Here is a 19,691-nt window from a genome sequence, read left to right as displayed (position 1 = left end):
TCGCCCCGCGTCCCGCCCGCCGCGTTCAGTACTTGATGTGCATTTGAACGGTGGTGACCCGGCCGCGTAGGTCCGGGTACCTGGTCAGCAGTTTGTCGACGCGTCGTTGCGCGGCGGGATCGCTGATCACCAGCCGGATCGGGCCGCGTGCCCCGCGCAGCATCTTGCGGGTGCGCTCGGGTTCGTCGAATACGGGCAGGTAGATGGCCCGTTCGGTCTGCGCGGTGGTGCCCTGCAGGGCGGAGAGGCAGATCGATTCGAGGTAGCCGCGGTAGCCGCCGCGGTCGAGCACGACGGTGACGGTGCCCGGCTGGTGAGGGAAGCGGCGGTAGGCGGCGGCGCAGACCTGGGCGGCCCTCGACGGCTTGTCGACGCTGTTCTGGACCCAGAGTTGGGTCCAGCTCTGCTTGTTCACCACGAGCAGGCTCCGACTCCAACCGGTGAGCCCGCAGAGGATCACGACGGTGAGCACGGCCAGGGCGGCGGCGAGCGCGGGGACGGCGACGGCGCGGGCCCGGTTCGCGCGCGCGTCGGCCTTCGGCACGGGCAGCAGCACGACCAGGGCGGCGGTGCCGACGATGAGCCCGACGGTGGCGAGGTGCACGCCCTTCATGAAGTAGTAGGCGGGTTGGATGCCGCTGAGGATGTTGGCCAAGGCGATGACGAGGGCGAAGCCGACGGCCACCAGCACGGCGGCGAGGTGCCGGCGCCAGGCCCGGTCGGCGCGACGGGCCTGGATCACCAGGCCGATGAGGACGATCGGGGTGAGGCCCAGCAGGGCCCGCCAGGCCTCGGCGAGTTCCAGGCCGGCCTTGGCGTCAAGGGCTTCGGTCTGGCCCGCGGCGAAGATGCCCAGCAGCAGGGGCAGCGGGGCGAGCAGGGCGGTGACCAGGCCGACGGCGAGCACGGTCCGGCGGATGCGGAGCAACTCCCGGCGGTGCGCGACGAGCCAGCCGAGCACGAGCAGTCCGGCCGGGGGGAGGAACAGGTAGTAGGTGAAACCGATGCCGGTGAGCAGCGCGCCGAACAGGATGAGTTGTTCCCGGTTGCCGGCGAGCGGGCGTACGACGAGTGCGGTCAGCGCGACGGCGAGCGCGAGCCCCAGCACCTCGCTGGGGTAGCCGGCGATCAGCAGCCGGGGCAGTTGGCTGCCGAGGACGAGGGCGCCGACGACGACGGTCAGGACGACCCGGTGCAGCGGGTGCAGGGGGCCGGGAAGCCGTTGGGCGGCCCAGAAGAGGGTGAGCACGAGCAGGCCGAAGGTGGCGAAGCACCACCACTCGTAGTGGCTGAGGGTGCTGGCTCCGCTCGGGGTGCCGGTGGCGGAGCGCAAGTGCGTGTCGAGCACGGCGGTGGTGAGGTGCCAGCCCTGCGGGTAGCGGGCGAGCAGGGAGACGATGTCGTCGCGGGCGGCCGACGGGTCGAGGAAGACGTACCCGCCGAGCCGGCCGATGGCGTCGACGAGGGCGACGTGCCGGAAGTTGTCCTCGCCGAGGGCGAGCAGGCTGAGGCGGCCGACGAGCGCGGTGGCCCGCAGCCAGGGCGACGCGAGGTAGCCGACGACGGCGACGGCGGTGACGACCGGCAGCAGGTCGGTCCAGCCGGGCCGGGGCAGGGCGGGACGTCGGCCGGTCACCACGGCGATGAGGGCGAGGACGGTGAGCGCGGTACCGCTGACCGCGACGGGGTGCAGCCCCCAGGGCCAGAGGGTGAAGAGCAGCCCGGCGGCGGTGGTGACGCCGACGAGCAGCAGCATGGCGAGCACGAGCCGGTCGAGCAGGGTGCGGCCGCCGCGTAGCAGGCTGGCCGTGGCCAGCAGCACGAGCGGGGGCAGCAGCCAGGCCAGGTGCAGGGGGTACGCCACCGCGGGTACCAGCCAGGCGACCGCCAGCGCGACGAGCAACGCGCGGTACGGGCGGGTGGGAGGCGGGGTCCGCGGGTCGACCGCAGGGCGTGCCGGCGGGTCGGTGACGGTGAGTTCGGACGGCACGCGGATCCTCGACGTTTCGCAGGGCTGGAAGCGCCACAGCGTACCGGTTCGGGTGAGCGGGCGTGGGCCGGTGTGACGAGCGGGGCCCGGGACGCGACGCGTCTCGGGCCCCGCTGATGTCAGCGCTTGCCTACAGGTACTGGCCGGTGTTGCTGGCGGTCTCGATGGACCGGCCGGCCTCGGTGCCCTTGCCGCCGGAGACGAGCGTACGGATGTAGACGATCCGTTCGCCCTTCTTGCCGGAGATGCGGGCCCAGTCGTCGGGGTTGGTGGTGTTGGGCAGGTCCTCGTTCTCGCGGAACTCGTCGACGCAGGCGTCGAGGAGATGCTGCAGGCGTAGGCCCTTGCGACCGGAGGTGAGGAATTCCTTGATGGCCATCTTCTTGCTCCGGTCGACGATGTTCTGGATCATCGCGCCGGAGTTGAAGTCCTTGAAGTAGAGGACCTCCTTGTCACCGTTGGCGTAGGTGACCTCGAGGAAGCGGTTCTCCTCGGTCTCCGAGTACATCCGCAGAACGACGGCGTCGATCATCGCGGCCACCGTGGCCTGCGCGTCGGTGCCGTGTTCGGCGAGGTCGTCCGGGTGCAGTGGCAGCCCGGAGAGGATGTACTTGGAGAAGATGTCCTTGGCCGCCTCGGCGTCCGGCCGCTCGATCTTGATCTTCACGTCGAGCCGGCCCGGGCGCAGGATCGCCGGGTCGATCATGTCTTCCCGGTTGGAGGCGCCGATGACGATGACGTTCTCCAGCCCCTCCACGCCGTCGATCTCGCTGAGCAACTGCGGGACGATGGTGTTCTCCACGTCGGACGAGACGCCGGAGCCACGGGTCCGGAAGATCGAGTCCATCTCGTCGAAGAACACGATCACCGGGGTGCCCTCACCGGCCTTCTCCCGAGCCCGCTGGAAGATCAGCCGGATGTGCCGCTCGGTCTCGCCGACGTACTTGTTGAGCAGCTCCGGGCCCTTGATGTTCAGGAAGAAGCTGGTGTGCTTCTCCTTGCCCTGCCGCTCGGCGATCTTCTTGGCCAGGGAGTTGGCCACCGCCTTGGCGATCAGCGTCTTGCCGCAGCCGGGCGGCCCATAGAGCAGGATGCCCTTGGGCGGCCGGAGCTGGTGCTCACGGAACAGGTCCGCGTGCAGGAACGGCAGCTCCACCGCGTCGCGGATCTGCTCGATCTGGGACTGAAGGCCACCGATGTCGGAGTAGTCGACGTCGGGCACCTCCTCCAGGACCAGCTCCTCGACCTCACTCTTCGGGATCCGCTCGTACGCGTACGCCGAGCGGGGCTCGATCATGAGCGAGTCGCCGGCCCGGATCGCCGAGCCGATGAGCGTCTCGGCGAGGTGCACGATGCGCTCCTCGTCGGAGTGGGAGACCACCAGCGCCCGGTCGCCCGGCCCGCCGTTCGGCCCCTCCAGGATCTCCTTGAGCATCACCACTTCGCCGACCCGCTCGTACCCGAACGCGTCGACGATGTTGAGCGCGTCGTTGAGCAGGACCTCCTGGCCGCGGCGCAGCTCGGCCACGTCCAGCGAGGGCGAGACGGCGACCCGCAGTTTGCGGCCGCCGGTGAACACGTCCACGGTGCCGTCGTCGTGCTTGGCCAGGAAGACTCCGTAGCCACTCGGCGGCTGTGCGAGCCGGTCGATCTCCTCCTTGAGCGTGACGATCTGCGTGCGAGCCTCCTTGAGGGTGCTCACCAGCCGGTCGTTGTTCTCGGTCAGCCGCGCCAACTGTGCCTGGGTGGCCGCCAGCCGCTCTTCGAGCTGCCGGACGTGTCGGGGGCTTTCGGTCAACTTGCGCCGCACCAGGGCGAGTTCCTCCTGAAGGAACGCGACCTGCGTGGAGAGATCGTGGGCTTCCTTCTCCCACCGTGCGGCGCGCGAGTCCGCGTCGTCGCTGCGTGCTGCCACGTCCCACCTCCCCGGGGGGCTTGAACGTTCTGAGCTAACACTAGCCGCTATGAGCCCGATTCGGTCCCACGCAACACCCTCGTCACTGAACCTTGATCGCCAAGGGGTGGTCTGCGGGGTCGTTAACCGCGTTCGGGTACCGTCGGAGGCTGGTACGGGAGAACATGGGGGGTGCACCGGTGGCCGAGGTCGCGACCGACCAGTTGCAGGTCTGGGTGGACCAGGATCTCTGCACGGGCGATGGGCTCTGCGTGCAGTACGCGCCAGAGGTGTTCGAGTTCGACATCGACGGCCTGGCGTACGTCAAGGGCGCCGACGGTGAGCTGAGGTTGGCCCCGGGCAGCCGCGTCGATGTGCCCGAGCACCTGCGACTCGAAGTGATCGACTCCGCGAAGGAGTGCCCGGGCGACTGCATCCACGTGGTGCGCGGCGACGGCGTCGAGGTCGCCGGCCCGGACGCCGAGGACGACTGAACCGACGCCGCGAGGTCCGCGCGACGCCGGCCCGAACGGGGTACGCCTCAGAGCATCGGGCGGCCGACCACCGAGGCGACCAGCCGCGCGAACTCCTCCAGCCGGGCGATCTGCCCGGCCCCACCGTCGTCGAGGGTCTTGCCGAACCGCAGCGCGTCGTGCCGGGGCGTACCGGCCATCTCTTCGCTCGGCGGCGCCTCGTCCAGCGAGGTGAGCAGCAGGTAGACGTCGATGCTGTCGACCCGGATCTCGCCGCTGTCGGAGCGGTTCAGCCGACGTCGACAGCCCACCTCGGTGACCGTGGACACGGGCACCACCCGCAGCGACGACGTCATCGAACCCGGCGGCCCCTCCTCCGGCGGCACGTCCTCGCCGTGCCAGAGGATCAGCCGGCTGCCGTCGCAGACGACGACCTCCTGCCACACGCCGTTGACCTCGTTGACGAAGCGTTCCAGGGTGAAGCCGAGCACCGAGGCGCCGCGTAGCACCCCGCCGAGCGCTTCCAGCGCGACGTCCGGGTCCCGCAGATAGGCGCGCGCCGCCGACTCCAGGTCCTGGTAGGGCGACCAGTCCGGAAACACGGCGGGCAGGTCGCCGCCGCCGTAACCCGGTCGGCTCATCGGGCCGCCTCCCCCCGCTCACCGATGGTCACGGCCTGTCCATCTCCCCCGTCGCGTCGGGCTGCGCGTCGGCGGCCTGGGCGGCGGCGGCCTGGCGGGCCGCCTCGGCCGCGCGCAGGTCCTCGCGGCGCTGCACGTACGCCTCGGTGCCCTTGCTGGGTTTGCGGCGGCGCGGCGGCGCGGTGACGCCCGGGGCGAGCTTGCGCGCCGAGACCAGGAACGCCGTGTGCGCGATCATCCGGTGGTCGGGTCGGACGGCGAGGCCCTCGGCGTGCCAGTCGCGCACCAGCGACTCCCAGGCGCGCGGCTCGGTCCAGCCGCCGCGCTCACGCAGCGCCTCGACCAGCTCGGAGAGCTGCGGAGTGGTGGCCACGTAACCGATGAACACGCCGCCGGGCACCAACGCCCGCTCGACCATGTCGAGGGTCTCCCAGGGGGTGAGCATGTCCAGGATGATCCGGTCGAAGCCGGTCTCCTGGCACTGCGCGACGTCGCCGACGTGCAGGTGCCACGACGGGTGCGGCCCGTTGAAGAACGCCTCGACGTTGCGCTTGGCGATCTGGGCGAAGTCGTCGCGTACCTCGAACGAGTGCAGCTCGCCCTCGGTGCCGACGGCGCGCAGCAGGGAGCAGCTCAGCGCGCCGGAGCCGGCGCCGGCCTCGAGGACCTTCGCGCCGGGGAAGATGTCGCCCATCGCGACGATCTGCGCCGAGTCCTTCGGGTAGATCACCTGGGCGCCGCGCGGCATGGAGAGCACGTAGTCCGACAGCAGCGGACGCAGCGCCAGGAACGCGGTGCCGCCGCCGGAGGTGGTCACCACGCTGCCGTCGGGCAGCCCGATCAGTGCGTCGTGCGCCAGGATGCCGCGGTGGGTGTGGAACTCCTTGCCGTGCTCCAACGTGACGGTGTGCATCCGCCCCTTGGGGTCGGTCAGCTGCACCCGGTCGCCGGGCCGGAACGGGCCTCGGTGCACGGGTGTCAGCGTCCGGGGGGCGTCGTCGGCTGCGACGGTGGAGGGAGTTGCGGTCACGGTGTCATCTTCCGGTTGGGTTCGAGGAGCTGTGCCAGGTCCCCGATGTGCAGAATGCCGACGACATCTTCGCCTGACGTCACCACGTACTGCGCGCCCGGGTGGGTCTGCACGGCCTCCATCACCCGTTCGCCGTCGAGTCCGAGCGTCAGGGTGGGGAGCGCGGTGAGCGGCCGGGCCACGGAGTCCACCGCCAGCCAGGCGCGACGCTCGACGGGTACGGCCGCGGCGGCGGCCGGGTCGACCAACGCCACCGGGATGCCGGTGGAGTCGGTGACCAGCAGCGCGGCGGCGGGCTGCCCGCCCTCGGCGCGGCGGCGCTGGGCCTCGGCCAGCGGTGTGCCGGTGGTCACCGGCCAGATTGGCCGCGCCAGTTGAGCCAGGTCGATCAGCGGGAACCGTCGGCTGACCCGCGCGGCGCGGATCGACTGCCCGGCGCCGCGCCAGAGGGTGACGGCGACCAGCAGCATCAGCGGCAGCGCGACCGGGGCCAGGTGGTCGGTGGCGGTCAGTAACCCGACCAGCGCGGCGGTGCCGACGGCGACGACGCGGCCGGCCCAGCCGGCGACCTCGGTGCCACGGTGCCGGTCGCGGGTGAGACCCCACACGGCGGCGCGTAGCGCCCGGCCGCCGTCCAGCGGCAGCCCGGGCAGGATGTTGAACACCGCGACGATGACGTTGCTCAGCGCGAGCTGGAAGGCGAGCTGATGGCCGACGGTGCCCGGCGGCAGGGCGAGGGTGGCGGCGACCGCGAGGGCGCCGAGCACCGCGGAGACCGCCGGGCCAGCCAGCGAGACCAGCAGGTCGATCCGGGGCGTCGGGGCGTCCCGCTCCATCTCGGTGTACCCGCCGAGCAGTTCGAGGGTGATTCCCCGCACACCGATGCCGTAGCGGCGGGCGGTGAGCGCGTGGCCCAGCTCGTGCAGCAGCACCGAGCCGAGCAGGGAGACCACGAATCCGAAGCCGATGAGGTAACCGCTGATCTGCGGCAGGTCCAGTTGTCGGCGGGCGAACTCGGCGTAGAGCACGGCCACCAGCACGGCGAGCAGGAGCATCGACGCGTTGAGGTGCAGGGGCACCCCGAACACCCGGCCCACGCTCAGACCGGGTCGCCGGTCGGACCGGCGCGACGGCCGGGAGGTCTGCTCCATCGCACCGATGCTACGGACCGGTCACCTGCGGGGCGGGCGGCGGGCGGTGTCACACCGGTGCCCTAACCTTTGCGCACATGACGGCGGAACCGGTCACCACCCCCCAGTCCACTCCCCCGGCGCAGACGCCGCCGACGGTGCGGGCCTCGCTGTCGCCCTCGCGGGCGGCGGATTTCAAGACCTGCCCGCTGCTATACCGGTTCCGCAGCATCGACCGGCTGCCCGAGCGGACGACCCTTGAGCAGGCCCGGGGCACGCTGGTGCACGCGGTGCTGGAGCGGCTGTTCGACCTGCCCGCGTCGAGCCGCACACCGGCCGCGGCCGGTGACCTGGTGGCCCCCCAGTGGGACCGACTGGTCACCGAGCAGCCGGAGCTGGCCGCGATCTTCGACGACGCCGAGCCGGCCGGCCCGGTGGAGTTCCTACGCTCGGCGGCGGGGCTGCTCGAGGGCTACTTCGCGGTGGAGGATCCGACCCGCCTGGAACCGGCCGAGCGCGAGAGCCTGATCTCGGCGGTCGTCGACGAGGAGCTGCTGATCCGGGGCTACCTCGACCGGCTCGACGTGGCCCCGGACGGCGCGCTGCGGGTGGTCGACTACAAGACCGGCGGCGCGCCCCGGGAGGCGTTCGAGGCGCGGGCGCTGTTCCAACTGAAGTTCTACGCGCTGGTGCTGTGGCGCACCCGTGGGGTGGTGCCCCGGGTGCTGCGCCTGCTCTACCTGCGCGACGCCGAGGTGTTGGACTACACGCCCGACGCCGACGAGCTGGTCCGCTTCGAGCGCACCGTGGTGGCGCTGTGGCGGGCGATCGAGCAGGCCACCGCCCGGCAGGACTTCCGACCCCGTCCGAGCAAGCTGTGCGACTGGTGCAGTCACCAGGCGCTGTGCCCCACGTTCGGCGGCACCCCACCCCCGTTCCCCGTCACGGCGACAACCGCCGACCCCCTCCGCGACGCCCGCACCACCCCCACACCCCCCGGCGCCGACGAGTAACCCCGCCGCGCGCGCCACGCGCCGCTCGCGCCGCCCCCGCCCGCCCTGCCCCGCCCCGCGCCGCCGATCTTGCACTTTCGGATGTCGACTCCATCGGATTCGCACCATTTATCCCAGCAGAAAGTGCAAGATCGACGGCGTCAGGAGGGCCGAGCCCCGGCACCGCCCGACCGGAGCGGTGCTGTCCGGGTCGGGACAGGGCGCCCGGCCGACCTCTACCGTGGTCCGCGACGCACAGGCCGGTGGAGCGGGGACGGGAGACGACATGAGCGATCGGGTGGCCCCGGCGCGGCCGGTACGGATCCTGCTCGCCGACGACCAGCCGCTGCTGCGGACGGGCTTCCGGATGGTGTTGGGCGCCGAGGGCGACCTGGACGTGGTGGCGGAGGCCGGTGACGGCGTGGAGGCTGTGGAGCTGTCCCGACGGCTCCTGCCCGACGTCGTGCTGATGGACATCCGGATGCCCCGGATGGACGGGGTGGCGGCGACCCGGGCCATCGTCGACTCCCGCCTGCCGGTGCGGGTGCTGGTGCTGACGACGTTCGACCTCGACGAGTACGTGGTGGGGGCGCTGCGGGCGGGCGCGAGCGGATTCCTGGCCAAGGACGTACCCGCCGAGGAGCTGATCGCGGCGATCCGCACGGTGGCCGGCGGGGACGCGGTGGTCGCGCCACGGATCCTGCGGCGACTGCTGGACCGCTTCGCCGACCTGTTGCCCGACCCGGCGGCGACGCCGTCGGCGGCGCTCAACGCGCTCACCGACCGGGAACGTGAGGTGCTGGTGCAGGTGGCCCGCGGACTGTCCAACGCCGAGATCGCGTCGGTGTTGTCGGTCAGCGAGACGACTGTCAAGACCCACGTCGGGCACCTGCTGACCAAGCTGCGGCTACGCGACCGCGTGCAGGCCGTCGTGCTGGCATACGAGTCGGGTCTGGTCCGCCCACGGGCGTAGTCGCCGCACGGCGACTACCTCACCTGGCGTACCCGAAGATCCCCCGTGGAGGGACGGCCCGGGTTGCCGTCGTCACCTACCGTGACCGGAGGCGGCGCCGCGCGGTTGACCCTCCTGTGACGTGCGGGGGAAGTGTGCGAAACCGGTCGATCGGCCGTCGGGTCAGGGGCAACCCTGATGCGGCATGGGGGTGCACCCGCAGCGGGAAATCCGCTGCGTGTCCCCCCAGGGGCGGACGGGATGGACGCTCGCAGCGCCGATGATTGAACGGTCGCGCCGGACCATCGGGGGGCGGCGTGAGATTCGGACAGACGGAAGAGGTAGATGACGTGACCGCGACGGTAGGCCGGCAGGCGCAGGCCGCGGCCCGGGCGAACGACGTGTGGAAGGTGTACGGCAGCGGCGAGGCCCAGGTCATCGCGCTGCGGGGGGTCAGCGCGGAGTTCGAACGTGGCCGCTTCACCGCGATCATGGGGCCGTCGGGTTCCGGCAAGTCCACGTTGATGCACTGCCTCGCCGGTCTGGACTCGGTGACCCGGGGGACGGTGTCGATCGGTGAGACGACGGTCACCGGGCTGGGCGACTCGGGGCTGACGAAGCTACGCCGGGAGAAGGTGGGCTTCATCTTCCAGCAGTTCAACCTGCTGCCGACGCTCACCGCGAAGGAGAACATCCTGCTGCCGATGTCGATCGCCGGGCGCAAGCCGGACCCGGCCTGGTACGACACGGTAATCAGGACGGTGGGCCTGCAGGACCGGCTGGACCACCGGCCGGCGCAGCTCTCCGGCGGTCAGCAGCAGCGGGTGGCGTGCGCGCGGGCGCTGGTCGCCCGCCCCGAGGTGATCTTCGCGGACGAGCCGACCGGAAACCTGGACTCGCGCTCCGGCGCGGAGGTGCTCGGCTTCCTGCGCGACTCGGTGCGCGAGCACGGTCAGACCATCGTGATGGTCACCCATGACCCGACCGCCGCCGCGTACGCCGACCGGGTGGTCTTCCTGGCCGACGGTCAGATCGTGTCGGAGCTGATCGAGCCGACCGCCGACACCGTGCTGGACACCATGAAGAAGCTGGACACTCCGGCCGAGGTGGGCAACTGATGTTCCGGGCGACACTCAAGAGTCTGCTGGCCCGCAAGGTCCGGCTGATCCTGTCCGCGCTGGCGGTGGTGCTCGGGGTCATGTTCGTCTCGGGCGCGTTCGTGCTGACCGACACGCTGGGTCGTTCCTTCGACTCGGTGTTCGCCGACGGCTTCTCCGAGATCGACGTGAACGTCGCGGCGAAGCCAAAGATCGAGGTCAGCGAGTTGGAGGGCGAGCAGACCTCCGCTCCGCTGCCGGCCGCCGTGGTCGACCGGGTCAAGCAGGTGCCGGGGGTGGCCTCCGCGACCGGTGTCGTCAACGCCGACGGCGCACGGGTGATCGGCAGCAACGGCAAGGTCGTCACGTCGTTCGGTCCGCCGCAGCTCGGTGAGAACTGGGTCGGCGAGAGCGACCTGCTGCAACTGCGCGAGGGCCGCGCTCCGCAGGCCGACGACGAGATCGTGATCAATAAGTCGCTGGCCACGTCCGCGAAGGTGCGCGTCGGCGAGAAGGTCGGCGTGCTGACCGCGTTCGAGTCGAAGAAGCGGGACTTCACCCTGGTCGGCATCGCCGGCTACAGCGGTGACCGGGACTCGATCGGCGGCGTCAACGAGGTCTTCTTCACCACCCCGGTGGCGCAGCGGCTGATGCTCGGCGAACCGGACACCTTCAGCAGCGTCACCGTCCGCACCGCCGGCGGGGTCTCCGACGAGAAGCTGCGCGACGACATGGCCCGCACCCTGGGTGCGGACTTCGACGTGAAAACCGGCGAGCAACTGGCCGAAGACGCCGCGTCGAGCCTGAAGGAGGGCCTGTCGTTCTTCAACAAGATCCTCCTGGGCTTCGCCGCGGTGGCGCTGCTGGTCGCCACGTTCCTGATCCTCAACACCTTCTCGATCATCGTGGCGCAGCGCACCCGGGAGTTGGCGCTGATGCGCGCCATCGGGGCGAGCAGCCGTCAGATCATCGGCTCGGTGGTGCTGGAGGCCGTCGCGGTCGGCCTGCTCGCGTCGGTGCTCGGTCTCGCCGCCGGCATCGGGGTGGGCGCGCTGCTGGCGTTCCTCTTCGGCAAGCTGGCCGGTGGTCTGACCCTGGCCGGGATCGGCGTGCCGGCGGCGGCCGTGATCGGGTCGTTCGGCGTCGGCCTGGTGATCACCGTGGTGGCGGCCCTGGTGCCGGCGCTGCGGGCATCCCGGATCCCGCCGATCGCCGCCATGCAGGACGTGGCCACGCCCGACCGGTCATTGACCAAGATCACCGTGGCGGGGTCGGTGGTCACCGGCATCGGCGCGGTGCTGCTGTTCCTGGGGCTCAGCGGCAACGCGGGCGGCCAGACGCTCGCCACCATCCTCGGCGGCGTGCTGTTCTCCTTCATCGGCGTGGCGCTGCTGACTCCACTGATCAGCCGGCCGGTGGTGAACCTGCTCGGTGCGATCTTCTCCTGGTCGGTGCCGGGCAAGCTGGGCCGGCTCAACTCCGGGCGCAACCCGCGCCGCACCGCCATCACGGCCGCCGCGCTGATGGTCGGCATCGCGCTGGTCACCGGCATCACCGTGATCCTGGACTCGGCCAAGAGCAGCATCAGCGCGCTCGCCCAGGACAACATCAAGGCCGAGCTGGTGATCGCCGGCCAGCAGGGCGGTCCGCGTCCGCCGAGCTTCGACCCGGGCGTGCTGGACCAGGTGAAGACGTTGCCCGGCGTGCGGATGGTCGACGGCGAGTACGGCGACATGGGGCGCATCGACGGCGAGAGCACGTGGGTGGCGGCGAGCAGCGACATCGCGTCACTGCGGCAGATCTTCGGCGCGAAGGCCGCCGCGGGTGACATCGACCGGCTTTCGCCGACGCAGATGCTCGCCAGCTCCGACACCGCCAAGTCCCGGGGCTGGTCGGTCGGCTCGACCGTGAGCGTGCAGCTGACCCGGGGCGAGGCTCGCACGTACACGATCAGCGGCATCTACGAGTCCTCGCAGCTGACCAACCCGGTGACGTTGCCGGCAACGGCGGCGAAGGACTTCGCGATCCCGCAGCCCATCCAGGGCTTCATCCAGCTCGCGCCGGGAGCCCGGGTGGCCGACGTGCAACCGCGGGTGGAGACGCTGCTCGCGGACAGCCCCGAGGTATCGGTGGCCGACCGAGACGCGTTCATCAAGCAGCAGACGAGTTCGCTCGACGGGCTGCTCATGATGATCAAGATCCTGTTGGGGCTGGCCATCATCATCGCCGGGCTCGGCATCGTCAACACCATGGCGCTGTCGGTGCTGGAACGGACCCGCGAGCTGGGTCTACTGCGGGCGATCGGCCTGCGGCGCGGCCAGACGATGGGCATGATCACCGTGGAGGCGGTGGTGATCTCCGTGTTCGGCGCGCTGCTGGGCGTGGCGGTCGGCACCGGCCTCGGTGCCGCGGTGGTCGAGGCGCTCAAGGACGAGGGCATCACCGACCTGAACCTCCCCTGGGGGCAGATGGTCGTCTTCCTCGGTTTCGCCGCGCTCATCGGGGTGGTGGCCGCGGTGCTCCCCGCTGTGCGGGCGGCCCGGATCAACGTCCTGGGCGCGATCGCCCACGACTGACGCCAGGTCCGACAAACGAGGGGGTCCCGCACCGCGGGGCCCCCTCGTTCTTTCCGGCTGCGGCTTTCTGTCAGGCCGCGGCGCGGTCGGTCAGCAGCGCCGCCAGCGCCTCCAGGTCCACGCCGACCAGGCTTCGCACCTGGTGTACGCCGGCGATGGGGGGCAACGGCACCTCGGCGGGTACGGCCAGCACGGCCGCCCCGGAGGCGAGCGCGCTGGCCACCCCGGTCGGTGAGTCCTCGATCGCCACACACCGCTCGATCGGGGCACCGAGACGCCGGGCGGCGGTCAGGTACGGCTCGGGGTGCGGTTTGGCCGCCACCACCTCGTCACCCGCGACCACCACGTCGAAGGTGTCCCGCCCGAGGGTGTCCAGGGCGACCTCGACCAGCGCCCGGGGGCTGGAGGTGACCAGGGCGGTGGGGACTCCCGCCGCGCGGACCGCGTGCAGCAGCTCGAACGCGCCCGGCCGCCAGGGCAGACCGGTACGGAACAGCTCCAGGATCCGCGCGTTGATCCACGCCGCGCTGATCTCCGGATCACGCTCGGGTTGGCCCAGGTCGTCGTGCAGGATGCGCATCGACTCGGCCATGGCGGTGCCGATGATCGACCGGCGGGCGTCGGCGGACAGCTCCCCGCCGTACTCGCGGGCCAGCTCCTGCAACGCGACGTCCCACAGCTTCTCGCTGTCGACCAGCGTGCCGTCCATGTCGAAGAGCACGGCGGCGGGGTGTTGGCTGCTCAGCGGATCCTCCAGGGGTCGTGGCCGACACCGGCGATCCTGCCAGCCGGGTCCGCCGCCGGTGGCGGCAACGGCTCCGAGGGTGACCGGGGCAACCCCGCTCAGCTCAGGTCGCACTCCTTCAGCGAGCGTTCGTAGCCACGGAAGAACGTGTCGGTGCGCTGTTCGGCGGTGCCGTGCGCGCCCTCGGCGAACCACGGCTGGTCCGGGTCGTCACCGACCGCCGCCACGCCCTCGCGAAACTCGTCCAGGTCGCCCTCGGCGAGTCTCAGGTCGCCGGCGCGCACCGAGTCGCCGAGGTACGCCCCGGCCATGCAGTCGGCCTGCAACTCCTGCTGGATGGTGAAGCTGTAGTTGATGCCCAGGCGCACCTGGATGCCGTGGGCGTACTCGTGACCGAGCAGGTAGAACACGAACGCGTCACCGACCTCGCGGAACGCCGCCACCGACCAGGCGACGTCGTACGCGATGAAGTCGTCCTGCGAGCAGTAGACCGCGTTGTTGCGCGGCAGTGGCTGACCGCCGCAGGAGACCTCACCGGCCCGCTGGTACGGGGTGACCCGCCGGATGGGCGTGAAGCGCTGCCCGGACGCCTTGAACTGGGCCGCCCAGTAGCGCTCCGCGATCGCCTGCGCGTCGGCGACGTCCTGTTTGAACTCGGCCACGCTGGTGGTGCTGTCGGCGCGGGTGGTGTTCGGCTCCGGCGAGGCGGCCCGCAGGTTCGCCCCTGGACGTTCCCCCTCCGGTTGGGCCAGCCCACCGCCCGCGCACGCGAGCGACACCAGCGCGACGACCACCAGGCCCACGAGGGGCCCCCGCGCGACGCGTCCCGACCATGGCCCCACTGTGCCTCCCCAGACCTCGGCGCCCGCACCATGCCATACCCCGACGGTACGACCACCACGCCCGCCACCGGATTCACGCACAACCGCCCCAGACGGTTCACACCCCGCGCAGAACCCCACCCGGACCCCCCGGGCCCCTCCCACTCGGCCCGGTGATCAAGAAGTCTGCGTCAGCCTGTCCGGCGTGTCGTGACGCGAACCTCTTGATCACCGGGGCCATCGGGTGGGGGTGGGGGTGGGGACGGTTCGCAGGGTGGGGGGTTGGGCGGCCACAATGGGCCGGGGCGGAGGTGGCCGTCCGGTCGGGAGGGCGACGTGCACGTACTGGGCAGCCGTCGACGAAGCCAGCCGGCCCCGGCGCATGTCGTGTGGCGGTCGCTGCGGGACCCGTACGAGGCCGGAAGCCGACCCTGGCTGGAACTGCGCGACGACGAGGTGCCGCCACGGGTGGTGGCGGGGTACGCGCCGGTACTGCTGGTGTGGTCGTCGCTGTGGCCGCACTGGCCACTGGAAGAGATCCGTTTCGACATCTCGCCCGGACGTCCCGGCGGTGACTGTGCGGTGCGCTGGACACTGACCACCCCCGACGCGGACCTGCCCAGCGAGAGCACCCTCGGCTACCTCCGCCACCGCCTCAACTACCTGATCAACAACCGCCTCCGCCTCTCCTACGGCCAATAATCCCCCACCCCGCACCCCCCACCCCCCTGCCGCCGTTGATCATGAAGTTATTGCGCCGACACGCCGAGATCGATGGCAATAACTTCATGATCAACGGGGTGAGGGCGGGGATGGGGGCGAGGTGGGGCGGGGGTGGGAGGGGCCGGGGTGTCCGGGGAGGGGGGTTGGGTTCGACGTTTCTGGTGAGCGGTGCCGGGGCGGCACCGGGAACAGGAAGGCCACCATGAAATACATGATCATGCTTTACGGGTCGCAGCGGGACTACGACGCGTTGACGGGCCGGCCCTCCGACCGGCCGGCCATGTCGGCCGAGCAGGTGGCGGCCATGCACCAGCACATGGAGACGTTCCACCAGGCGCTCGCCGAGTCCGGGGAACTCGTCGACGCGCGGGGCCTCAGCGAGCCCGTGCACGCCCGTCGCGTGCGGGTGCAGGGCGGGGCGCCCGTGGTCACCGACGGCCCGTACGCGGAGACGCAGGAGGTCCTGGCGGGTTACACGGTCGTGGAGTGCGTCAGCCTCGACCGGGCCACCGAGATCGCCGCCGGCCTGGTCGACCCGGACACCCCGGGGGCGTACGTGGACGTGCGTCCGGTGCTGGACGGCTTCGAGGACCTGGCCGGCTGAGCAGGTGCCCGAGACACCCGCCGAGGACCTGCTGCGCGAGTTGGCGCCGCAGGTCCTCGGCGCGCTCGTACGCCGCTTCGGGCACTTCGACACGGCCGAGGACGCGGTACAGGAGTCGTTGATCGCGGCGGCGGACACGTGGCCGCGCGACGGCGTACCGGACAGTCCCCGCGCGTGGTTGATTACCGTCGCGTCCCGACGGCTCACCGACCTGCTCCGGCGCGACCAGGCGCGGGCGCGGCGGGAGGAGACGGCGGCGCGGTGGATGCTGCCGGAGCAGTGGCTCGCGCCGGCCGCCGACCGACTCCAGGACGCCGACGACACGCTCATCCTGTTGTTCCTGTGCTGCCATCCAGCGCTCCCCCCGGCGTCGCAGATCGCGCTGACGTTGCGCGCGGTCGGCGGGTTGAGCACCGCGGAGGTGGCCCGCGCGTTCCTGGTGCCGGAGGCGACCATGGCCCGGCGGATCAGCCGGGGAAAGCAGCGGATCCGCGACAGCGGCCTCCGGTTCGCGCCACCAACGGCAGCGGAGCGCGCCGATCGGGTCGCCGCGGTACTGCACGTGCTCTACCTGGTGTTCACCGAGGGGTACGCGCGTACCGCCGGGCCGGGACTGCTGCGCGCCGACCTGACCGCCGAGGCGATCCGGCTGACGCGGCTGGTGCGCCGGCTGCTGCCCGACGACCCCGAGGTCACGGGACTGCTCGCGTTGATGCTGCTCACCGACGCCCGCGCGCCAGCGCGGATCGGTCCACACGGCGAGTTGGTGCCGATGGCCGAGCAGGACCGCGCCCGGTGGCGGGCCGACCAGATCGCCGAGGGCGTCGCGTTGGTCGGCGCGGCGCTGCCGCGCGGACCCGTCGGGCCGTACCAGCTCCAGGCGGCCATCGCGGCCGTGCACGACGAGGCGCCGAGCGCGGCGGCCACCGACTGGGCCCAGATCACCGCCCTCTACGAGGTGCTGCTCGGCCTGTCCGACAACCCGGTGGTGGCGCTCAACCACGCCGTCGCGGTGGCGATGAGCAGGGGGGCGCGGGCCGGCCTGGCGCTGCTCGCCGGGCTGGACGGCGACGCCCGGTTGGCCGACGATCCGCGGCTGCCGGCCGCCCGCGCCCACCTGTGGGAACTGATCGGTGAGCGGGCCGCGGCGCGCGAGGCGTACCGGCTGGCGGCCGCGCGCTCGACGAACCTGGCGCAGCAGCGCTACCTCAACGCCCGCGCGGACCGGCTGGTCGACGACCCGCCGGCCGCCGGCTGAGCGAGCGATCCGGCGTCGACCGGGCCGAGCCCGCCATTCGCCGAGCCCGCAGCGCCCGGCCGAACCCGTGCCGGTGTCACGGACTGGCGGCGAGGAAGACGAACGCGGCCAGCAACACGAGATGGACGCCGCCCTGCAACACGTTGGCCCGCCCCGGTACGACGGTCAACACCGCCGTCACCGCAGTGAGGGCCAGCAGCGCGAGCTGGGTGCCGCCGAGGCCGAGCAGCAGCGGGCCGTCCAGCCAGATCGAGGCGATGGCGATGACCGGAATGGTCAGACCGATGCTGGCCATCGCGGAGCCGAGGGCGAGGTTGAGGCTGATCTGTACGCGGTCGCGGCGCGCGGCGCGGGCGGCGGCGAGGGTCTCCGGCAGCAGCACCAGCAGGGCGATGATCACGCCGACGAACGCGTGCGGCAGGTTGGCGGCCGCCACGCCGGCCTCGATGGTCGGTGAGACGGTCTTGGCGTCGCCGACCACCGCGACCAACGCCACCAGCAGCAGCGCGAGGCTGACCAGCGCGGCGCGGGTGGTGGGCGGCTTGGCGTGTTCCTCCGCGTCTATCACCCGGCCCTGCGTGTCGACCGGCAGGAAGTAGTCGCGGTGCCGGCCGGTCTGCACCAGCACGAACAGTCCGTACAGCGCGAGCGAGGCGACGGCGGCGAAGGTGAGCTGGGCCGGGCTGAACTCCGGGCCGGGGCGGGCCGTGGTGAAGGCCGGGATGACCAGGCTCAGCGTGGCCAGGGTGATCACGGTCGCGAGGGCGCCGCCGGTGCCCTCGGGATTGAACACGGCCACCCGCCGACGCAGCGCCCCGAGCAGCAGGGACAGGCCCAGGATGCCGTTACACGTGATCATGACGGCGGCGAAGACGGTGTCGCGGGCGAGCGACTGGGTCTTCTCCGGACCGCTGATCATCAGGGTGACGATGAGGGCCACCTCGATGACGGTGACCGCGACGGCGAGCACCAGCGAGCCGTACGGCTCCCCCACCCGGTGCGCCACCACCTCGGCGTGGTGCACGGCCGCGAGCACCGCGCCGCCCAGTAGCGCGGCGACCACCACGACGGCCGGGCCGGGAAGATCTCGCCCCCACGTCACGAGCAACACCAGCACCGCGAGCACGGGTACGGCGACGGTCCAATCGAGCAGGCGGGATCGAAGCTGGGCTGGCATGCGTCAAGAGTGCCAGGTCACGTGATCATGTGCCCACCATCGACGCACCGCGTCTCGTAATCCGTAACCTGTGGGTTACGCTTCTCGGCGTGGACGAGGTGGCCGCGGCGATCGCGGACCCGGTACGGCGGCGCATCCTGAGCATGCTGCGTGACGCGCCGCTGGCCGCTGGCGAGATCGCCAAACGCTTCACCATCAGCCGCCCGGCGATCAGCCGCCATCTGCGGGTGCTCCGCGAGAGCGGGCTGGTCCGCGACGAGCTGGTCGGCCGCACGAGGATCTACCGCCTCGATCCCGCCCCGCTCGCCCCGCTCGTCGACTGGCTCGGCGGGATCGTCGCGCCGGACCGGTGGGAACAGCGCCTCGACGCCCTGGAGACCGAGGTCTATCGAACCCGCCGGGAACGCCGCACCCGCGGCCCGGCCGCCCATCGAACGGAGCACACCGCATGACCCGTACCCCCGCTGGCCGCCTGTTCCGCACCGCCACCGGCCACGACCTCGTCCTCACCCGCACCTTCCGCGCCCCGGCGGCGGACGTGTGGGCGAGCCTCACGGACCCGGAGCGCACGGCCCGCTGGTTCGGCCCGTGGGAGGGCGACGCCCGGCCCGGCAACACCATCCGCGTCCAGATGGCGTACGAGGAGCAGCAGCCCTGGTGCGACGTACGCGTCGAGGAGTGCGAACCGCCCCGCCGTCTGGCCGTGTCGATGGTCGACGATCACGGCGACTGGCTGCTGGGGTTCGCGCTGACCGAGACCGACGGCGTGACCGAGCTGCGCTTCACCCAGCACCTCGGCAGCCTCGACGGCGTCGCCGAGGTGGGCGCCGGCTGGGAGTACTACCTCGACATGCTGGTCGCCTCCCGGGACGGCACGCCCCGACCGGAGTTCGACGAGTACCACCCGGCCATGCGGTCCTACTACGAGGCGCTGGCCGACGGGGTCTGAGGGTCGACCTCCCGCCGCAGTCGGGCGAACTCGGCGGTCAGCGCCGGCAGCGGGAAGTGGGCGTTCAGGCCGCTGGGGTTGGGCAGCACCCAGACCCGGGCCGGGCCCACCCGTTCCGGCTGCGGGCCCAGCGCGGCCTTCGGCCGGACGAACGCGATCCGGTACGCGGTCACCCCGAGCACCGCCACCCACCGCGGCCGGTGCCGCTCGACCTTGACCGCCAGCCGGGTCACCCCGGCGACCAGCTCGGCGGCGGTCAGCTCGTCGGCCCGGGCCGTGGCCCGGTTGCTGAGGCTGGTGACGCCCAGCCCCTGCCGGAGCAGCTCGGCGCGCTCCCACGGGCGCAGTTCCCGGTCGGTGAAGCCCGCGCCGTGCAGGGCCGGCCAGAAGCGGCTGCCCCGCCGGGCGAAGTGCTCCCCCACCGCTGCCGAGTAGAGCCCCGGGTTGAAACCACAGAACAGCACCCGCAGGCCAGGGCCGATGACGTCCACCAGGCCGCGACCGGCCGCCGCCGCGACCTCGTGGCGGGTCGGCGGCCGCCACGGCGGTGACACGTCCGCGTCCATGGCACCGATCCTGCCGTACGCGCCGACGCCCGTCCCCGCTTGCCGGCGACGCCGACGCACCGGACCCGGTGCG

The 19,691-nt window shown here is 71.9% G+C and carries 19 protein-coding genes; 10 read left to right on the top strand and 9 right to left on the bottom strand.

The features are described 5' to 3' along the window. Window positions 1-25: 25 nt before the first annotated feature. Window positions 26-1,990, bottom strand: a complete 1,965-nt coding sequence (locus tag ACLQ25_RS14910) for a hypothetical protein (RefSeq protein ID WP_425731469.1) — start codon at window positions 1,988-1,990, stop codon at window positions 26-28. A gap of 130 nt (window positions 1,991-2,120) precedes the next feature. Further along, complete coding sequence (arc, locus tag ACLQ25_RS14905; protein WP_357170269.1) at window positions 2,121-3,905, bottom strand: proteasome ATPase; 1,785 nt, start codon at window positions 3,903-3,905, stop codon at window positions 2,121-2,123. A 179-nt stretch (window positions 3,906-4,084) separates the two neighbouring features. Here arc and ACLQ25_RS14900 point away from each other — a divergent pair, with 179 nt between their 5' ends. Then, window positions 4,085-4,378 (top strand): ferredoxin, encoded by a 294-nt coding sequence (locus ACLQ25_RS14900; protein WP_357119276.1) that lies wholly within the window; start codon window positions 4,085-4,087, stop codon window positions 4,376-4,378. Between the two features lie 47 nt (window positions 4,379-4,425). Here ACLQ25_RS14900 and ACLQ25_RS14895 read toward each other — a convergent pair whose 3' ends face one another. Genes ACLQ25_RS14895 through ACLQ25_RS14885 form a run of 3 tightly spaced genes read right to left on the bottom strand, consistent with a single transcriptional unit; the run spans window position 4,426 to window position 7,083 of the window. Further along, the gene (locus tag ACLQ25_RS14895; RefSeq protein ID WP_030332883.1) at window positions 4,426-4,998 is read right to left on the bottom strand and encodes a hypothetical protein; all 573 of its coding nucleotides are present in this window, start codon (window positions 4,996-4,998) and stop codon (window positions 4,426-4,428) included. A gap of 28 nt (window positions 4,999-5,026) precedes the next feature. Next, entirely contained in the window at window positions 5,027-6,028 is a 1,002-nt protein-coding gene (locus tag ACLQ25_RS14890; RefSeq protein WP_396805152.1) for a tRNA (adenine-N1)-methyltransferase, read from the bottom strand. Further along, on the bottom strand, window positions 6,025-7,083 hold the full coding sequence (locus tag ACLQ25_RS14885; protein ID WP_425731519.1) for a M50 family metallopeptidase: 1,059 nt from the start codon (window positions 7,081-7,083) through the stop codon (window positions 6,025-6,027). Before ACLQ25_RS14885 ends, ACLQ25_RS14890 begins: the two co-directional genes overlap by 4 nt. 173 nt (window positions 7,084-7,256) lie before the next feature. Here ACLQ25_RS14885 and ACLQ25_RS14880 point away from each other — a divergent pair, with 173 nt between their 5' ends. The 4 genes from ACLQ25_RS14880 (at window position 7,257) to ACLQ25_RS14865 (ending at window position 12,775) form a co-directional block, all read left to right on the top strand. Then, window positions 7,257-8,171, top strand: coding sequence for a RecB family exonuclease (locus ACLQ25_RS14880; RefSeq protein WP_425731468.1), 915 nt, complete (start codon window positions 7,257-7,259; stop codon window positions 8,169-8,171). A gap of 265 nt (window positions 8,172-8,436) precedes the next feature. Next, the gene (locus ACLQ25_RS14875; protein ID WP_425731467.1) at window positions 8,437-9,123 is read left to right on the top strand and encodes a response regulator; all 687 of its coding nucleotides are present in this window, start codon (window positions 8,437-8,439) and stop codon (window positions 9,121-9,123) included. Window positions 9,124-9,452: 329 nt separating this feature from the next. Then, complete coding sequence (locus ACLQ25_RS14870) at window positions 9,453-10,220, top strand: ABC transporter ATP-binding protein (protein WP_425731466.1); 768 nt, start codon at window positions 9,453-9,455, stop codon at window positions 10,218-10,220. Then, window positions 10,220-12,775 carry an ABC transporter permease gene (locus ACLQ25_RS14865; protein WP_425731465.1) on the top strand — a complete coding sequence of 852 codons (2,556 nt, stop codon included), beginning with the start codon at window positions 10,220-10,222 and terminating at the stop codon, window positions 12,773-12,775. Before ACLQ25_RS14870 ends, ACLQ25_RS14865 begins: the two co-directional genes overlap by 1 nt. Before the next feature lie 70 nt (window positions 12,776-12,845). Here ACLQ25_RS14865 and ACLQ25_RS14860 read toward each other — a convergent pair whose 3' ends face one another. Together ACLQ25_RS14860 and ACLQ25_RS14855 are read right to left on the bottom strand one after the other, a co-directional pair. Next, complete coding sequence (locus tag ACLQ25_RS14860; RefSeq protein WP_425731518.1) at window positions 12,846-13,496, bottom strand: HAD family hydrolase; 651 nt, start codon at window positions 13,494-13,496, stop codon at window positions 12,846-12,848. A gap of 122 nt (window positions 13,497-13,618) precedes the next feature. Then, window positions 13,619-14,362: a neutral zinc metallopeptidase gene (locus tag ACLQ25_RS14855; protein ID WP_425731464.1), complete on the bottom strand. Its 744-nt coding sequence runs from the start codon at window positions 14,360-14,362 to the stop codon at window positions 13,619-13,621. Between the two features lie 315 nt (window positions 14,363-14,677). Between ACLQ25_RS14855 and ACLQ25_RS14850 the strand changes: the two genes are divergently transcribed. The 3 genes from ACLQ25_RS14850 to ACLQ25_RS14840 all read left to right on the top strand — a co-directional run bounded on the left by ACLQ25_RS14850 (window position 14,678) and on the right by ACLQ25_RS14840 (window position 16,926). Beyond that, window positions 14,678-15,043 (top strand): hypothetical protein, encoded by a 366-nt coding sequence (locus ACLQ25_RS14850; protein ID WP_425731463.1) that lies wholly within the window; start codon window positions 14,678-14,680, stop codon window positions 15,041-15,043. A gap of 232 nt (window positions 15,044-15,275) precedes the next feature. Beyond that, window positions 15,276-15,668, top strand: a complete 393-nt coding sequence (locus tag ACLQ25_RS14845; protein ID WP_425731462.1) for a YciI family protein — start codon at window positions 15,276-15,278, stop codon at window positions 15,666-15,668. A 4-nt stretch (window positions 15,669-15,672) separates the two neighbouring features. Beyond that, the gene (locus ACLQ25_RS14840; RefSeq protein WP_425731461.1) at window positions 15,673-16,926 is read left to right on the top strand and encodes an RNA polymerase sigma factor; all 1,254 of its coding nucleotides are present in this window, start codon (window positions 15,673-15,675) and stop codon (window positions 16,924-16,926) included. Window positions 16,927-17,002: 76 nt separating this feature from the next. Here ACLQ25_RS14840 and ACLQ25_RS14835 read toward each other — a convergent pair whose 3' ends face one another. Continuing rightward, on the bottom strand, window positions 17,003-18,103 hold the full coding sequence (locus ACLQ25_RS14835) for a calcium:proton antiporter (protein WP_425731460.1): 1,101 nt from the start codon (window positions 18,101-18,103) through the stop codon (window positions 17,003-17,005). A gap of 89 nt (window positions 18,104-18,192) precedes the next feature. Here ACLQ25_RS14835 and ACLQ25_RS14830 point away from each other — a divergent pair, with 89 nt between their 5' ends. Together ACLQ25_RS14830 and ACLQ25_RS14825 are read left to right on the top strand one after the other, a co-directional pair. Beyond that, window positions 18,193-18,555, top strand: coding sequence for an ArsR/SmtB family transcription factor (locus ACLQ25_RS14830; RefSeq protein ID WP_425731459.1), 363 nt, complete (start codon window positions 18,193-18,195; stop codon window positions 18,553-18,555). Then, a complete protein-coding gene (locus ACLQ25_RS14825) occupies window positions 18,552-19,052 on the top strand; it encodes an SRPBCC family protein (protein WP_425731458.1) in 501 nt (166 codons plus the stop codon). Before ACLQ25_RS14830 ends, ACLQ25_RS14825 begins: the two co-directional genes overlap by 4 nt. On the opposite strand, the gene mug is transcribed toward ACLQ25_RS14825, so the two are convergent. Then, complete coding sequence (gene mug, locus ACLQ25_RS14820) at window positions 19,025-19,618, bottom strand: G/U mismatch-specific DNA glycosylase (protein ID WP_425731457.1); 594 nt, start codon at window positions 19,616-19,618, stop codon at window positions 19,025-19,027. The two genes, ACLQ25_RS14825 and mug, sit on opposite strands and share 28 nt — an antisense overlap. Between the last annotated feature and the right edge of the window lie 73 nt (window positions 19,619-19,691).

Origin of the sequence: Micromonospora sp. DT44, assembly GCF_049841635.1 — a bacterium.
Lineage (GTDB): Bacteria > Actinomycetota > Actinomycetes > Mycobacteriales > Micromonosporaceae > Micromonospora.
This window is presented reverse-complemented; position numbering and strand designations above follow the sequence as displayed.

Excerpts from the sequence above, each read along its gene's own strand:
- ACLQ25_RS14865 (WP_425731465.1), top strand. The coding sequence starts at position 10,220 with ATGTTCCGGGCGACACTCAAGAGTCTGCTGGCCCGCAAGGTCCGGCTG.
- ACLQ25_RS14895 (WP_030332883.1), bottom strand. The coding sequence starts at position 4,998 with ATGAGCCGACCGGGTTACGGCGGCGGCGACCTGCCCGCCGTGTTTCCG.
- ACLQ25_RS14825 (WP_425731458.1), top strand. The coding sequence starts at position 18,552 with ATGACCCGTACCCCCGCTGGCCGCCTGTTCCGCACCGCCACCGGCCAC.
- ACLQ25_RS14835 (WP_425731460.1), bottom strand. The coding sequence starts at position 18,103 with ATGCCAGCCCAGCTTCGATCCCGCCTGCTCGATTGGACCGTCGCCGTA.
- ACLQ25_RS14880 (WP_425731468.1), top strand. The coding sequence starts at position 7,257 with ATGACGGCGGAACCGGTCACCACCCCCCAGTCCACTCCCCCGGCGCAG.
- mug (WP_425731457.1), bottom strand. The coding sequence starts at position 19,618 with ATGGACGCGGACGTGTCACCGCCGTGGCGGCCGCCGACCCGCCACGAG.
- ACLQ25_RS14885 (WP_425731519.1), bottom strand. The coding sequence starts at position 7,083 with ATGCTCCTGCTCGCCGTGCTGGTGGCCGTGCTCTACGCCGAGTTCGCC.
- ACLQ25_RS14845 (WP_425731462.1), top strand. The coding sequence starts at position 15,276 with ATGATCATGCTTTACGGGTCGCAGCGGGACTACGACGCGTTGACGGGC.
- ACLQ25_RS14875 (WP_425731467.1), top strand. The coding sequence starts at position 8,437 with ATGAGCGATCGGGTGGCCCCGGCGCGGCCGGTACGGATCCTGCTCGCC.